General features: G+C 64.6%; 16 protein-coding genes and 1 tRNA gene. 8 read left to right on the forward strand and 9 right to left on the reverse strand.

Annotated elements, in window-relative coordinates:
• Positions 1-30 precede the first annotated feature (30 nt).
• The 3 genes from PNI01S_RS02145 to PNI01S_RS02155 form a co-directional block, all read right to left on the reverse strand.
• Positions 31-1251 carry a winged helix-turn-helix domain-containing protein gene (locus PNI01S_RS02145; RefSeq protein ID WP_024764542.1) on the reverse strand — a complete coding sequence of 407 codons (1221 nt, stop codon included), beginning with the start codon at positions 1249-1251 and terminating at the stop codon, positions 31-33.
• A gap of 60 nt (positions 1252-1311) precedes the next feature.
• A complete protein-coding gene (locus PNI01S_RS02150) occupies positions 1312-1782 on the reverse strand; it encodes a DUF3291 domain-containing protein (RefSeq protein ID WP_024764541.1) in 471 nt (156 codons plus the stop codon).
• Between the two features lie 74 nt (positions 1783-1856).
• Positions 1857-2087: a DUF1127 domain-containing protein gene (locus PNI01S_RS02155; RefSeq protein WP_024764540.1), complete on the reverse strand. Its 231-nt coding sequence runs from the start codon at positions 2085-2087 to the stop codon at positions 1857-1859.
• Positions 2088-2183: 96 nt separating this feature from the next.
• Here PNI01S_RS02155 and PNI01S_RS02160 point away from each other — a divergent pair, with 96 nt between their 5' ends.
• Positions 2184-3035 (forward strand): LysR family transcriptional regulator, encoded by an 852-nt coding sequence (locus tag PNI01S_RS02160; protein ID WP_024764539.1) that lies wholly within the window; start codon positions 2184-2186, stop codon positions 3033-3035.
• A gap of 18 nt (positions 3036-3053) precedes the next feature.
• Here PNI01S_RS02160 and PNI01S_RS02165 read toward each other — a convergent pair whose 3' ends face one another.
• Complete coding sequence (locus PNI01S_RS02165; protein ID WP_024764538.1) at positions 3054-3800, reverse strand: sulfite exporter TauE/SafE family protein; 747 nt, start codon at positions 3798-3800, stop codon at positions 3054-3056.
• Positions 3801-3905: 105 nt separating this feature from the next.
• Between PNI01S_RS02165 and PNI01S_RS02170 the strand changes: the two genes are divergently transcribed.
• The 3 genes from PNI01S_RS02170 (at position 3906) to PNI01S_RS02180 (ending at position 5975) form a co-directional block, all read left to right on the forward strand.
• Entirely contained in the window at positions 3906-4862 is a 957-nt protein-coding gene (locus PNI01S_RS02170; RefSeq protein WP_037007100.1) for a LysR family transcriptional regulator, read from the forward strand.
• A gap of 62 nt (positions 4863-4924) precedes the next feature.
• Complete coding sequence (locus tag PNI01S_RS02175; protein ID WP_024764537.1) at positions 4925-5374, forward strand: MarR family winged helix-turn-helix transcriptional regulator; 450 nt, start codon at positions 4925-4927, stop codon at positions 5372-5374.
• A 172-nt stretch (positions 5375-5546) separates the two neighbouring features.
• Positions 5547-5975, forward strand: coding sequence for an organic hydroperoxide resistance protein (locus PNI01S_RS02180; RefSeq protein WP_024764536.1), 429 nt, complete (start codon positions 5547-5549; stop codon positions 5973-5975).
• A 78-nt stretch (positions 5976-6053) separates the two neighbouring features.
• On the opposite strand, the gene efp is transcribed toward PNI01S_RS02180, so the two are convergent.
• Both efp and earP read right to left on the reverse strand, forming a co-directional pair.
• Positions 6054-6620 carry an elongation factor P gene (efp, locus tag PNI01S_RS02185; protein WP_017517001.1) on the reverse strand — a complete coding sequence of 189 codons (567 nt, stop codon included), beginning with the start codon at positions 6618-6620 and terminating at the stop codon, positions 6054-6056.
• Positions 6621-6662: 42 nt separating this feature from the next.
• On the reverse strand, positions 6663-7790 hold the full coding sequence (earP, locus tag PNI01S_RS02190) for an elongation factor P maturation arginine rhamnosyltransferase EarP (protein WP_024764535.1): 1128 nt from the start codon (positions 7788-7790) through the stop codon (positions 6663-6665).
• 161 nt (positions 7791-7951) lie between these two features.
• Here earP and PNI01S_RS02195 point away from each other — a divergent pair.
• Positions 7952-8041, forward strand: a tRNA-Ser gene (locus PNI01S_RS02195).
• A gap of 411 nt (positions 8042-8452) precedes the next feature.
• On the forward strand, positions 8453-8704 hold the full coding sequence (oprI, locus tag PNI01S_RS02200) for an outer membrane lipoprotei OprI (RefSeq protein WP_017517003.1): 252 nt from the start codon (positions 8453-8455) through the stop codon (positions 8702-8704).
• 119 nt (positions 8705-8823) lie between these two features.
• Here the strand turns inward: oprI and PNI01S_RS02205 are convergent, their stop codons facing one another.
• From PNI01S_RS02205 to PNI01S_RS02215, 3 genes are all read right to left on the reverse strand, one after another.
• The gene (locus PNI01S_RS02205; RefSeq protein WP_024764534.1) at positions 8824-9807 is read right to left on the reverse strand and encodes a L,D-transpeptidase family protein; all 984 of its coding nucleotides are present in this window, start codon (positions 9805-9807) and stop codon (positions 8824-8826) included.
• 73 nt (positions 9808-9880) lie between these two features.
• Positions 9881-10159 carry a hypothetical protein gene (locus PNI01S_RS02210; RefSeq protein ID WP_024764533.1) on the reverse strand — a complete coding sequence of 93 codons (279 nt, stop codon included), beginning with the start codon at positions 10157-10159 and terminating at the stop codon, positions 9881-9883.
• A gap of 87 nt (positions 10160-10246) precedes the next feature.
• A complete protein-coding gene (locus PNI01S_RS02215) occupies positions 10247-10852 on the reverse strand; it encodes an arylesterase (protein WP_024764532.1) in 606 nt (201 codons plus the stop codon).
• 10 nt (positions 10853-10862) lie between these two features.
• Between PNI01S_RS02215 and PNI01S_RS02220 the strand changes: the two genes are divergently transcribed.
• Together PNI01S_RS02220 and PNI01S_RS02225 are read left to right on the forward strand one after the other, a co-directional pair.
• Positions 10863-11546: an ABC transporter ATP-binding protein gene (locus PNI01S_RS02220; RefSeq protein WP_084357344.1), complete on the forward strand. Its 684-nt coding sequence runs from the start codon at positions 10863-10865 to the stop codon at positions 11544-11546.
• A 13-nt stretch (positions 11547-11559) separates the two neighbouring features.
• Entirely contained in the window at positions 11560-14061 is a 2502-nt protein-coding gene (locus tag PNI01S_RS02225; protein ID WP_084357345.1) for an ABC transporter permease, read from the forward strand.
• The last annotated feature ends 2 nt before the right edge of the window (positions 14062-14063 follow it).

Below are 14063 nucleotides of genomic sequence, written 5' to 3' on the forward strand. Positions count from 1 at the left end.
GGACGGGCCTCTGCGGAGGCCCGTTTCGTTTCAGGCCTGCGTCAGCAGCCCCTGCAGGCGCTCGCCTGAGGGCCGCCGGCAGTTCACCGCCACCCGTTCCAGCCCGAGCCAGCGCGCCATCTCGTTCAATTGCTGCGCCAACGCGGCGTGGCCCTCTTCACCCAATCCCTTTTCCTCTTCGTGGACGGCATGCACCACCAGCTTTCCCGCGGCGCGATCGGAGCGCAGATCGACCCGCGCGGCCAGGTGCTCGTTGAACAGGAAAGGCAGGACGTAGTAGCCGTAAACGCGTTTGTGCTGCGGCGTGTAGATCTCCAGGCGATAACGGAAATCGAACAGCCGCTCGGTGCGGGCGCGCTCCCAGACCAGCGAGTCGAAGGGCGAAAGCAAGGCGCTGGCGCGCACCTTGCGCGGAATGACCGGTTCCGCCAGGCAATAGGCCGGCGCCTGCCAGCCCTGAACCTGTACGACCAGCAGATCGCCCGCCTCCACCAACTCCGCCAGCCGCGCCTTGCTGTCGGCGGGGTCCAGGCGGAAGTAGTCGCGCAAGTCCTTCTCGGTGGCCACGCCCAGAGCCTGGGCGGAATGCAGCAGCAATTGGCGCTGCGCCTCGGCCTCGTCCAGCTCGGGCTGCCGGAGCAGATCGGACGGCAGTACGCGCTCCGGCAAGTCGTACAGACGCTCGAAGCCGCGCCGCCCGGCGACCGTCACCTCGCCTGCGGCGAACAGCCATTCCAGCGCATGTTTCTCCTCGCTCCAGTCCCACCAGGGGCCGGCACGTTCCACGCGGGTAGTCAGGCTGCCGGCGCCCAGCGCGCCCTGCTCGCGAACGGCATCGAGCACCCGCTGGATCACCGCCTGTCGCTCACGCCCGAAGCGCGCCAATTGCTGATAGATACCGCGCCCTTCGGCTGCGCGACGCATGCGCCAGCGCATCAGCGGATACAGTTCGAGCGGCAGCAACGAGGCTTCATGCCCCCAGTATTCGAACAACCGACGATGCCGCCCGCCACTCCAGGCCGCCTCTTCCAGCAGCGTCGGCGAGTAGTTGCCCAGGCGCGAGAACAACGGCAGGTAATGCGAGCGCACCAGCGCGTTCACCGAATCGATCTGTAGCACACCCAGGCGCTCCAGCAGGCTGCGCACATGGCGACGCTGCACCTCGCCACCGGGCCTGCGCAGGGCAAAGCCCTGGGCGGCCAGGGCCAGGCGGCGGGCTTGCTTGAGGGACAGGGATTCTACGGTCGGCATCGTGGACTCCAGGATGGGGCAAGCCATAGAGCCTAATGCCTATTGCCGGAGCTGGCTGCATCAGGCCGACTCAGCCAGCGATCCGGGCGCCGGGAATGGCCGCGCGAAAGTGAAGACTTCCGGCGACGGGCCTTCCAGCTGTAGGCGCTCCAGGCGCTCGCGGGCCATCTGCACATCCGGAAGGTTGCCTGCGGGCAGCCACCACAGAGCGAGGCTTGGCGCGCCAAGACGCTCCATCCAGTCGCGCTTGCTGCGCAGTACCTGCAGGTGCTCTCCGCTGTAGACGTACTCCTTCAACGCCTCGACGGACTCCCAGACGGACAGGTTGACGATGATCAGTGGGTCGTCGAAGACGCGGACGGACGTGGCATCGCCCTCCTCCGTCTGCAGGCGCCAGACGAAACCAGGGCTGCGCTCGGCGAGGGCGTTGATGTGATCGAGCTGGTCAACGAAGCCCTTCATCACGGGTTGATCCAGTGGTGCGCGGGCCTTGGCGATGTTGACCTGGGCGAGGTGGTAAGGCGTGGACATAGGCTTCCTTGTCATGACGCTGATCAGACTTGCAAGAGCGGGCGACACGGTGAGGGCCGTGTCGCCCGGCAGGCTCAACGACGAACATAGTCGGCCCAGAACGGGCGCTCGACTTCCTGCTGGATATCGGCGCGACTCAGGCCAATGTCCTTGAGCGCTTCATCGCTCATGGACGCCAGCTCACGGCGCTGGCGGGCCAGTTCGTGCCAATGCAGGACACGTTGCACGGCACGCTTCCACAGCGGTGCGGCCGCGATTTTGTGAACATGGTAGGACGCTGCTACGAAACCGATTTGACCTTTCATCTTGCTTCCTCCCTGTGGGGTTGGATGCAGTTTCCTGCTCGCGCTAAGATCAATCCAACGAATCATTCTTATGCGAACCATCTCGGAGATTGATGAATGAGCAGTTTCCCCAGCATCGACAGCGAACTGCTGCGCACCTTCGTCGCCATCGCCGACCACGGCGGCTTCACCCGCGCCGCCGAGATGGTCAACCGCACCCAGTCGGCGGTGAGCATGCAGATGAAAAGGCTGGAAGAAGACGTGCTGGAACGCAGCCTGTTCGAGCGCGACGGCCGCCAGGTGCGCCTGACGCCGGAAGGCCAGATCCTGCTGGGTTACGCGCGGCGCATCCTGCGGTTGCAGGGCGAGGTGTTCAACACCTTCCGCCAGCCGCACATGGTCGGCTCGGTGAAGATCGGCACGCCGGACGATTATGTGATGCGCTTCCTGCCCAGCATCCTCTCGCGCTTCGCCGAGGCCTACCCACTGGTGCAGGTCGAGGTGCATTGCGACTCCTCGGCGCAACTGCTGATGCGCAACGACCTCGACCTGTCCATCGTCACCCGCGAGCCGGGCACCGAGATCGGCCAGCTGCTGCGCCAGGAAGACTTCGTCTGGATGGCCGCGGAGAGCTTCTGCCCGCAGGACCAGCGCCCGCTGCCGCTGGCGATGTTCAACACCGCCTGCTTCTGCCGCGCCTGGGCCTGCAACGCCCTGGAGGCGATGGAAGTGGACTATCGCATCGCCTACAGCAGCCCGAGCCTGTCGGCCCTGTTCGCCGTGGCCAATGCCGGACTGGCGGTGACCGCGCAGCTGCGCAGCCTGCTGACCGGCAACCTGCGCATCATCGGCGAAGACGAAGGGCTGCCGGTGCTGCCCAACGCCAGCATCGTGCTGCTGCGTGGGCAGAAGATGACGCCGGTGACCGACAAGCTCGCCGAGTACATAGTCGAGGGCTTCAAGTCCTGACGATCAACGCGCAGGGACTCAGCGCACCGCCAGCAGCACCGCACAGACGATCAGGAAGGCACTGAAGGCCATGCGCAGCTGACGTTCTGGCAGCGCGTGGGCCAGCCGCACGCCCCAGGAAATGCTCACCAGGCCGCCCAGCGCCAGCGCGCTGCCCATGCGCCAGTCCACGTGGCCGTGCACCGCGTAGGTTGCCAGCGCCACGCCCGTGCTGGGCGCCGCCAGGGCCAGCGCGAGGCCTTGGGCGATCACTTGGGTCAGGCCGAACACCGAGGTCAGCACCGGCGTCGCCAGAACGCCACCGCCCACACCAAACAGGCCGCCCAGCGAACCAGCCCCCAACCCCAGAACGCCCATCCAAGGCAGGCCGTAGCGCGGCGTGCTGCCACCCTGCGGCACGGGCTGGAACAGGCGCACCAGCAGGTACAGCGCCAACAGCACCAGGAAAACCACGAAGGCCGTGCGCATGCTACGGGCATCCAGGTTGACGGCAATGCTGGAAGCGAAGAACGCACAGACCAGGCCGGTCAGCGCCAGCACCCCGGCCTGGGCGAAATCGATGCGATTGCGCTGGTGATAGCGCCAGATTGCCAGCAGCACGTTCGGCACCACCATCACCAGCGCGGTACCCTGCGCCAGCTGCTGATCCAGCCCGAACAGCACGCCCAGCGCCGGAATCGCCAGCAGCCCGCCGCCGATACCGAACAGCCCACCCAGGCTGCCCAGCACGACGCCGAGCAGAAAGTCCACGACCAGATCCCACATCACGCACCTCCACAACAGTGCGTCCATGCTAGAAAAGCCTGGCTGGATGGGAAACGCAAAGCGCTGCACAATGGCTTTGCCTTTCTCGCATAGCCAATGAATGCCATGACGCCCTCCAACCTCGAGGACCAGCTCGATCTTTACCTGGACGTGCTCGACAACGGCAGCTTTTCCGCTGCCGCCCGCCTGCGCCAGCTCACTCCTTCCGCCGTGGCACGACGCATGGACTCCCTGGAGCAGGGGCTGGGATCGACCCTGCTCGTGCGCAGCACCCACAAGGTGCGCGCCACGCCGGCTGGGCTGGCCTTCGCCGAACGGGCACGGCGGATCGTCAGCGAACTGCGTCAGGCGCGAGCGGAGGCCGTGTCCCTGAGCACCGCGCCGGAAGGCCTGATCCGCATCGACGCCCCGGTGCCTTTCGGTCGTCGCCACCTCGCACCGGCGCTGGTCGACTTTCTCGCCGCCAACCCCGGCCTGGACGTGCAACTGCGGCTGATCGACAGCTTCACCGACACCCGCGGGGAGAACCTCGGCCAGGTCGACCTGGTCCTGCGCATCGGCACCCTGCCTGAAAGCCGCCTGGTCGCCACACGCCTGGCGTCCATGCGGCGGGTCGTCTGCGCCAGCCCCGCCTACCTGAAGCACCACGGCAAGCCTGCCTCCCCCCTGGAATTGCCGGAGCACATCGGCCTGGACTGGGAAGGCCTGGCGCCGGCACTGGCGTGGCGTTTCCTCATCGATGGGAGGCTGCAGCAGCTCCGGCCGCGCCGCTTGCGCATGACCGCCAATAACGCGGAAACACTGGTGGAAGGCGCGCTGCAGGGCATCGGCCTGGCGCACCTGCCGACATGGCTGTGCAGCGAGTACCTGATCAGCGGCCAGTTGCTGCCTCTGTTCTGCGAGAACGGCCTCCCCGAACCAGAGCCCGGCGTCATCCACGCGCTGCGCCTGCAACGCGGTACCCACCCGCGCAGCGAACGCCTGCTGGCCTTCCTGCTGAAGCGCTTTGGTTTCCCTCCCCCCTGGGACACGGCACTGGAGGAAGCGCTGTTCAAGAATTAACCATCGCGCTAAATTAATGCGCAATTACCTCTTCGCCTCGAGCGCCCAGCCCGGAGCACGCCATGACCAAGCCAGACCCGACCTGCGAAGCCCTCAAGCTGGATAACCAGCTGTGCTTCGCCCTCTACTCCACCTCCCTGCAGATGACCAAGGTGTACAAGCCATTGCTGCAGGAACTGGGGCTCACCTACCCGCAGTACATCGCCATGCTGGTGCTCTGGGAAGAAGACGGCATCACCGTGGGCGAGATCAGCTCACGCATGCTCACCGACCCCGGCTCGCTCACGCCGCTGCTCAAGCGGCTCGAAACCGAAGGCCTGATCACCCGCACCCGCAGCCAGGCAGACGAGCGCGTCGTGCAGTTGCGCCTGACCGACAAGGGCCGGGAACTGCGCCGACAGGCGGAGCGCATTCCGGCCTGCATCCTGGCCAGCAGCGGTCTAACGTTGGACAGTCTGAAGCGACTCCAGGAGGAGCTCGTGGACCTGCGCGGACATTTGCAAGCCCCGTAAATCGGGGCTTATGCCCAAGCTGCAGGTTCCTTAGTCAGAAATCTTCCAAAAATTATCTTGCGCACTAAATTAAATAGAACTAACTTTCTCCTCACGAACTGCTTAGCGCACAAGATATTAAGCAGCAAGACATTCTCAACCAGACTTACCTGACAGCGAATCGGAGACCACCATGCAAACCATCAAAGCCCTCTACACCGCCACCGCTACCGCCACCGGAGGCCGCGACGGCCGTGCCGTTTCCTCGGACGGCATCCTCGACGTAAAACTGTCCACCCCGCGTGAACTGGGCGGCGCCGGTGGCGAAGCCACCAACCCGGAGCAACTGTTCGCCGCTGGCTACTCGGCTTGCTTCATCGGCGCCATCAAGTTCGTCGCCAGCCAGAGCAAGAAGCAGATCCCGGCGGACGCCTCGATCACCGGCAAGGTCGGCATCGGCCAGATCCCCGGCGGTTTCGGCCTGGAAGTCGAGCTGAACATCAATCTGCCGGGACTGGACCAGGCCGAGGCGGAAGACCTGGTCGCCAAGGCTCACCAGGTCTGCCCCTACTCCAACGCCACCCGCGGCAATATCGACGTGCGCCTGAACGTCAGCGTCTGACTCCAGCGCCGACAATCCAGAACGCTAGAAACGAAAAAGCCCGGCATCAGCCGGGCTTTTTTGTGTCTCGAATCAGGCTCAGGCCTTGACGCGGGACTTGTACTCGCCAGTGCGGGTATCGATTTCGATCGAGTCGCCGATTTCGCAGAAGGCGGATACCTGGACTTCAGCACCGTTCTTCAGGCGAGCGGTCTTCATCACTTTACCGGAGGTGTCGCCACGGACGGCCGGCTCGGTATAGACGATTTCGCGAACGATGGTGGTCGGCAGTTCAACGGAGATGACTTTCTCGTTATAGAAGACCGCTTCGCAGACGTCGGTCATGCCGTCTTCGATGAAGGTCAGCACGCCTTCCAGATCGTCTTTCTCGATCTCGTACTGGTTGAACTCGGTGTCCATGAAGACATACAGCGGGTCCGCGAAGTAGGAGTAGGTTACTTCCTTGCGATCGAGGATGATCGGCTCCAGCTTGTCGTCGGCCTTGAACACGGTCTCGGTGCCGGCACCGGTCAGCAGGTTCTTCAGCTTCATCTTGACGACCGCGGAGTTACGGCCGGACTTGTTGAACTCGGCCTTCTGGATGACCCAGGGGGCGCCATTGATGTTGGCAACCTGGCCAGCGCGGAACTCTTGTGCGGTTTTCATACGATTATCCGATTGGATTGGAGACAAAAATCAGGGGCCATATCATAGCCAATTTGTATAAAAACGCACCAGCCCCGCAGCAAGATCGGTTTGTTCGCCCAGGCGCCGTTGCCAATTGCCAATCCACGCGGACCACTCCGGCAACCGTCTTTCCAGCTTTCGCCAGGCTTCCCCGGCATCACCCTGGCCATTCCAGGCCATCCAGAACGCCATCAGCTCGGTCCGCAGCGGCTCGTCCATTCCGTCACTGAACAGGGCCATGAAGGCCTGCAGCTTCTCCAGGTGAACATCGTCATCCTGCTGGTAGATGTGCCAGACGAATGGCCGCCCCGCCCACTGCGCCCGCACGAAGGAATCCTCACCACGAACCGCGTTGACATCGCAACTCCACAAGAGCGGGTCGTAGTCCTCCTGGCGCACGAAGGGCAGTACTTGCAGGCGCAGCGCACCGCGCTGGAACTGCCCCCCTGCTTTTAACGTTCTCTGCGCCCAGCGCTCGACATCGGCCAGCACCCTGCCCTCCGGTACCAGCAACAAAATGCTGTCGGAGCTGGCGGCCAATGCGTCGAGCCAACTGCCCAGCGCGGCATTTTCATAGGCGAACAGGGAAATGCGCCGCTCATGGGCACGCGGGTGCACGCCCAGACTTTCCAGGAACCGAAGGCTGGCCGCCGGGTCGGCCTGGAAAGCGTCACGCCGTGCAATCAGGTCGCTCTCGCGCAACAGCCCGCCGGTGGCCGGAGTGAAACCGGGGAAGTAGAAGTACTTCTGCAAACCGTTGGCCTGCATCGATGGCAAGCCATGGCAGGACTCCACCCACGGCTCGGCGCTGAGGTATTCCAGGTTCAGCCACAGAGGCGGCTGCCGGCGTTGCTTCATCGCTTCTATATAGGCAGGCGGCATTTCGCAGGCAAAGGCCTCGATCACCACGTCCGCCGCTTGAGTATCCTGCCAGGGCTTCGGCCACAGGCGTACCTCCACGCCGGATTGGTGTTGCGATTCGGCCGCGCCATCGGCGGCCGGGCAGATACGCACAAAGGCCGCCAGATCGTCGACCCATAGCCGAACCCGCTGGCCATGTTCGCCGGCCAGTTGGCGAGCCAGTCTCCAGGTGACACCGATATCGCCATAGTTGTCGACTACGCTGCAGAAAACGTCCCAGTTGGCCATGCGCTCTCCGGAGGATCAGATGGCGCCAGTGTACCCGCGATCCAGGCCGTGCTCCTTAAGCCGATGAATCCGTTGGGAAAAACTTTCAAAAAACATTTGCCAAGGAGGAAACCTTTGAGTAAAGTGCGCGCCTCGACAGACACAGCGCTGTCGAGAAATCTGGTGAGGTGTCCGAGCGGTTGAAGGAGCACGCCTGGAAAGTGTGTATACGAGAAATCGTATCGAGGGTTCGAATCCCTCCCTCACCGCCAGATTCATGAAAAGCCCGGCTAAGCAATTAGCCGGGCTTTTTCGTTTTCCCCTTCACACTTTCTTCACCTGTTGCGACCTAGTTGCAAGTTGTCCGCTGGACAAATGCACAACGGCGATTAAACAGTTGTTCGACCATAGGCGACAGTCATCTGACGGCTTGGTTCCGCAGGCCGGAAAGCGGCCTCGGAGCTTGCCTGACGCACTTTGGAAACACTCCTTTGCCAGATTGGACAGTTTTTGCCCAAATCGGCCTCGCACAACTGCGAAGAGCGACCTAACATGAAAAAAAAGTGCCGTACTTGCGCTTGGTCAGTTTACTTACTACAAGTAATGGGTACTATGTAGTCCGGCTAATTTCCCAGTCATGGGAGATTGCTTTTAATGGAAATGTCCACCTTAAGGGGAACACGATGAACAACGTTCTGAAATTCTCTGCTCTGGCTCTGGCTGCTGTTCTGGCCACCGGTTGCAGCAGCCACTCGAAAGAAACCGAAGCACGTCTGACCGCTACTGAAGACGCCGCTGCTCGCGCTCAAGCCCGTGCCGATGAAGCCTATCGCAAGGCTGACGAAGCTCTGGCCGCCGCTCAGAAAGCCCAGCAGACCGCTGACGAGGCTAACGAGCGCGCACTGCGTATGCTGGACAAAGCCAGCCGCAAGTAATAGATCTTCGGATCTGTTCGAAAAAACCGACCCTTCGGGGTCGGTTTTTTTATGCCCGCAGGAAAGTAGCTGGCAAGAAAAAGCCCGCTCGCGGCGGGCTCTTTCGCTGGAGTAGAAAGTTACTGCAGCGGCATCGCATCCTGGTCGACAGTGGCGGCAACCGAACCGCCCTGCTGCACTTGCTGCGGCTGGGCAATGGCAACCGGCAGGCCATCTTCGGCGGCAACCACTTCACGCACCACGTTCCAGTCCATCTGCATCTGGCTGGCGATGTCTTCGCGCTTGAGCAGCGCGTTGATCACGGCGGTATGCTTGTCGACGACCGAAGGATCACCGTTGTCATCGATCGGCGCATGGGCTTCGAGGTAGATCTTGCCTTCGCTGCGACCGAACTTGTACGGCTCGTTGATGATGCGCACCTTGGTACCCACCGGGATCATCGAGAACAACTGGGTCACGTCCCAGTTGTACATGCGGAAGCAACCGTGGCTGGTACGAGTACCGATGCCGAACTTCTTGTTCGAACCATGGATCAGGTAGCCGTGGAAGCCCAGGCTCATCTTGTACGGCCCCAGCGGGTTGTCCGGGCCTGGCGGCACCACGGTCGGCAGCGGATCACCATCGGCGGCGTGCTCGGCGCGGATCGACGCCGGCGGATACCAGGCCGGGTCCTTGGTCTTGGCGATCACGCTGGTGCTGCCCACCGGCGAACCCCAGCCTTCACGACCAATGCCCAGGGCGTAGGTGTAGACGACGTTCTTGTCCTTGGGGAAGTAGTACAGGCGGTATTCGGCGAGGTTGATCACCACGCCCTCGCGCGGACCGGCCGGCAGGACGAAGCGGGTCGGAATGATGATCTCGGTGCCCACACCCGGCAGCCAGGCATCGACGCCCGGGTTGGCGGCGATCATCTCGGAGTAACCGAGGCCGTATTTCTCGCCGAGGTCGGCGAAAGTGTCTTCGTACTTGGCCTTGATCACCTGGACCTGGCCGACGATATCGTCACCCGGCGCCGGCAACGGCAATTCAATGGCGGAAACGGGGCCGGCCGAGAGCAGCGCGGCGAGGGACAGCGAGCAGGCGGCAATGACGCGCGACAACATCCGAGGATCCTTGACGTGGGCAATGAGCAAAGGGTGACCAGTTTACCACCGCAAGCCCCGTCAACGGGAGATATCAGACGAGCCAGGAACCGCGCGCGCCGCGCTTTTCCTCTTCCAGTTGTTTCAGGCAGGCCGCGCAGATGCGCCGGTCGCGCAGCAGCGGCCTCTCGGCGCCGCGCCAGAGTGGCTGCGCCGGCAGCAGGCTGCCGCACAGGGTGCGGTCGGCCGGGGTTCCCAGCTCCAGTTGGCGCGCAACCAGGTGCACCCGCACTTCGCGGCAGGCGAACAGGTCCAGCTGCTCATCGGGTTCGATCAACTGGTAGGCGAAGAGGGTCCAGGCGTGGCGCGACATAGGGGGTTCCAGAAGGGTGCGCAAACATAGCCGAAAGGCCGGGCGCGGGGAAGCCTCGATTCAGTGGTTTATTACTGCAACCGCCCATCACAGCAAGGGTTTGAGCGTCGGCCACACGTTGTCGAGCAGTTTAGGCTGTGCCGCCACCGCCGGGTGAATGCCATCCGCCTGCATCATGCCCTGTACACCGCCGACTCCTTCGAGGAAGAACGGTACCAGCGGAATCTTCTGCTCGCTCGCCACGCTGTCGAAGACCTTGGCGAATGCATCGGTATAGCGCTGCCCGTAGTTCGGCGGCAGGCGCATCCCCAGCAGGATGACCTTCGCGCCCGCCTGGCGCGACTGATCCACCATGGAGGCAAGATTCTGTTGCAATTGCGCCGGCGCCATCCCGCGCAGGCCATCGTTGCCGCCCAATTCGATCACCACCAGCTTCGGCTTCTGCTCCGAGAGCAGCGCCGGCAGGCGCGCGAGGCCGCCTGCCGTGGTGTCGCCGGAGATCGACGCATTCACCACCTGGTAGTCGAAACCCTGCTCCTTCAAGCGCTTGTCCAGCAGGCTGACCCAACCCAGGCTGGTATCCAGCCCCAAACCGGCGCTGATACTATCGCCGACGACCAACAGCGTCTGCGCCGCGGCCTGCTGCGTGATCAGAAGCAACGCCAGGCAGCCGCCCATTAGCCATGCACGCATCGGATTCTCCATGAGCGAAAGCATTCTCACCGCGCGGAACCTTAGCAAGGTTGTTTCCAGCGCGGAAGGCAAGCTGACCATCCTCCACGACCTCTCCCTCGACCTCTCCCGCGGCGACAGCCTCGCCATCGTCGGCAGTTCCGGCTCGGGCAAGTCCACCCTCCTCGGCCTGCTGGCCGGGCTCGACCTGCCCAGCGGCGGCGAGATCGTCCTGCTCGGCCACACCCTCGGCAGGCTCGATGAGGACCAGCGCGCCCGCGTGCGTGCCGCTCATGTCGGCTTCGTCTTCCAGTCGTTCCAGTTGCTCGACAGCCTCAATGCGCTGGAGAACGTCATGCTGCCGCTGGAGCTCGATGGCCGCAAGGACGCCGGGCAACGCGCCCGGGAACTGCTGGAGCGAGTCGGCCTCGGCCAGCGCCTCACCCACTACCCGCGCCAGCTCTCCGGCGGCGAGCAGCAGCGGGTCGCCATCGCCCGCGCCTTCGCCGCCGAGCCGGATGTACTGTTCGCCGACGAGCCCACCGGCAACCTCGACACCCATACCGGCGAGCGCATCACCGACCTGCTCTTCGAGCTGAACCGCGAGCGCGGTACCACCCTCGTCCTGGTGACCCACGACGAGCGCCTCGCCCACCGCTGCCAGCGTCACATCCGCCTGGAAAGCGGCCACCTGATCGACCACGTCGAACCCTGACGGACGAGCGCCGATGAAGCCACTGTCGCTGCCCAACCTGTTCCGCCTGTCCCTGCGCCAGCTATGGCGCGAAGGGCGCAGCGGCGAACTGCGCGTGCTGTTCTTCGCCCTGCTGGTGGCGGTGGCGGCCAGTTCCGCCATCGGCTATTTCAGCGCTCGCCTGAACGGCGCAATGCTGGTGCGCGCCGCCGAATTCCTCGGCGCCGACCTGGTGCTCACCGGCACCCAGCCCGCGCGCCAGGAGCAGATCGACAGCGGCCTCAAGCTGGGCCTGCAGCACGCGCAGAGCGTGGAGTTCTCCAGTGTGGTGGCCACCGATAACGGCATTCAGCTGAGCAGCGTGAAGGCCGTCGGCGACAGCTATCCCTTGCGCGGCGAACTGAAAAGCGCACCCGCGCCATTGCAGCCGGAGGTCGAAGGCGGACGCCCGGCAGCGGGTGATATCTGGGTCGAATCGCGCCTGCTCGCAAGCCTCGACCTGAAAATCGGCGACAGCGTCGACATCGGCCGCAAATCCCTGCGTATCGCCCGTGTTCTGACCTATGAACCGGACCGGGCCGGCGACTTCTACAGCCTTACCCCGCGCGTGATGATGAGCCTGCAGGACCTGGACGCCACCGGCGTGGTACAGCCCGGCAGCCGGGTGCGCTACCGCGACCTGTGGGGCGGCGCGCACGACGCACTGCAAACCTACCGGCAGGCTACCCAGGGCAACCTTGCCGCCAATCAGGAACTGCAGGACGCGCACCACGGGAACCGGCAGATCGGCGATGCCCTGGGCCGCGCCGAGCGCTACCTCAACCTTGCCAGCCTCGCCGCCGTACTGCTCGCCGGCGTGGCGGTGGCGCTGTCTGCCAACCGCTTCGCCACCCGACGCTTCGACGCCAGCGCGCTGTTGCGCTGCCTGGGCCTGTCACGCCGCGAAGCGCTGCTGCTGTATGGCAGCCAGCTGTTCGTGCTGGGCGTGGTCGCCAGCCTCTTCGGCGCCTTCCTGGGTTGGCTGGCACAACTCGGCCTGATGCACCTGCTGGGTAACCTGCTGCCACCGGAAATCCCCGACGCCGGCATCGTTCCGGCGCTCGCCGGCATGGCTACCGGGCTGGTCGCGCTGGCCGGCTTCGCCCTTCCGCCGCTGGCTGCCCTTGGCCGCGTACCGCCGCTGCGAGTGCTGCGCAGCGACCTGTTGCCGGTGCCGATGCGTACCTGGATGGCCTACGGCTGCGCGCTGCTCGCCCTCGGCCTGATCATGTGGCGGCTGAGCCTGGACCTGAAACTCACCCTCGCCCTGCTCGGTGGCGGCGCCATCGCCGCAGTGGTCCTCGGCTTTATCCTGCTGCTCGCCCTGCGCGGCCTGCGTCGCGCGCTGCAAGGGGCCAGCCTGCCGTGGCGCCTGGGCCTCGGCCAATTGCTGCGTTACCCGCTGGCGGCCGCCGGGCAGAGCCTCGCCTTCGGCCTGATCCTGCTGGCCATGGCGCTGATCGCCCTGCTGCGCGGCGAGCTGCTGGATACCTGGCATTCGCAGTTGCCGCCCAATGCCCCGAACCATTTCGCGCTGAACATCCTGCCGGCCGAGAAGGACAGCTTCGAGCAGCGGGTGAAGGCGCTGTCGCCCAACGCCGAAGACCTCTACCCCATGGTGCCCGGCCGCCTGGTGGCGGTGAACGGCAAGCCCGTCCACGCGATGAACGAGGACATCCGCAGCGAGCGCGCCCTGCAACGCGACCTGGGGCTGACCTGGTCCGCACGCCTGCCCGCAGGCAACCAGATTGTCGCCGGCGAGTGGTGGACGGCAGGCGAGAAGAGCGAACTGCCGGGCGTCTCGGTGGAAGAAAAGCTCGCCGGTAACCTCGGCCTGAAGGTCGGCGACCACCTGAGCTTCACCGTTGCCGGGCAGACCCGCGAGGCGCAGATCCGCAGCCTGCGCTCGGTGAAGTGGGACAACTTCCAGCCCAACTTCTTCATGGTCTTCGAGCCGGGCACCCTGACCGACCTGCCGGTGACCTACCTGACCAGTTTCTATCTGCCGGCCAGCCAGGAGCGCCAGTTGATCGAGCTGGCCCGTGCCTACCCCACGGTCACCCTGCTGCCGGTGGACGCGCTGCTCGCGCAGCTGCGCAGCATCCTCGACCAGGTGACGCTGGCCGTGGAGTACGTGCTGGTGTTCGTCCTTGCCGCCGGCTTCGTGGTGCTGTTCGCCGGTCTGCAGGCGACGCTCGACGAGCGCCTGCGCCAGGGGGCGCTGCTGCGTGCCCTGGGGGCCGAACGCAGCCTGCTGATGCGCACGCGGCGCAGCGAGTTCGCCCTGCTCGGCGCGGTCAGCGGCCTGCTGGCGGCACTGGGCTGCGAGCTGATCAGCTACCTGCTCTACCGGCTGGTGTTCGACCTGCCGTGGAGCCCGCACCCCTGGTTGCTGGCACTGCCGTTACTGGGGGCGCTGCTGGTGGGTGGCGCCGGGCTGCTGGGGACGCGCCGCGCGCTCAACGTGAGCCCGTTGCGCCTGCTGCGCGAGAGCTGATC

The sequence above is a fragment of the Pseudomonas nitroreducens NBRC 12694 genome, from assembly GCF_002091755.1.
GTDB classification, from domain to species: domain Bacteria; phylum Pseudomonadota; class Gammaproteobacteria; order Pseudomonadales; family Pseudomonadaceae; genus Pseudomonas; species Pseudomonas nitroreducens.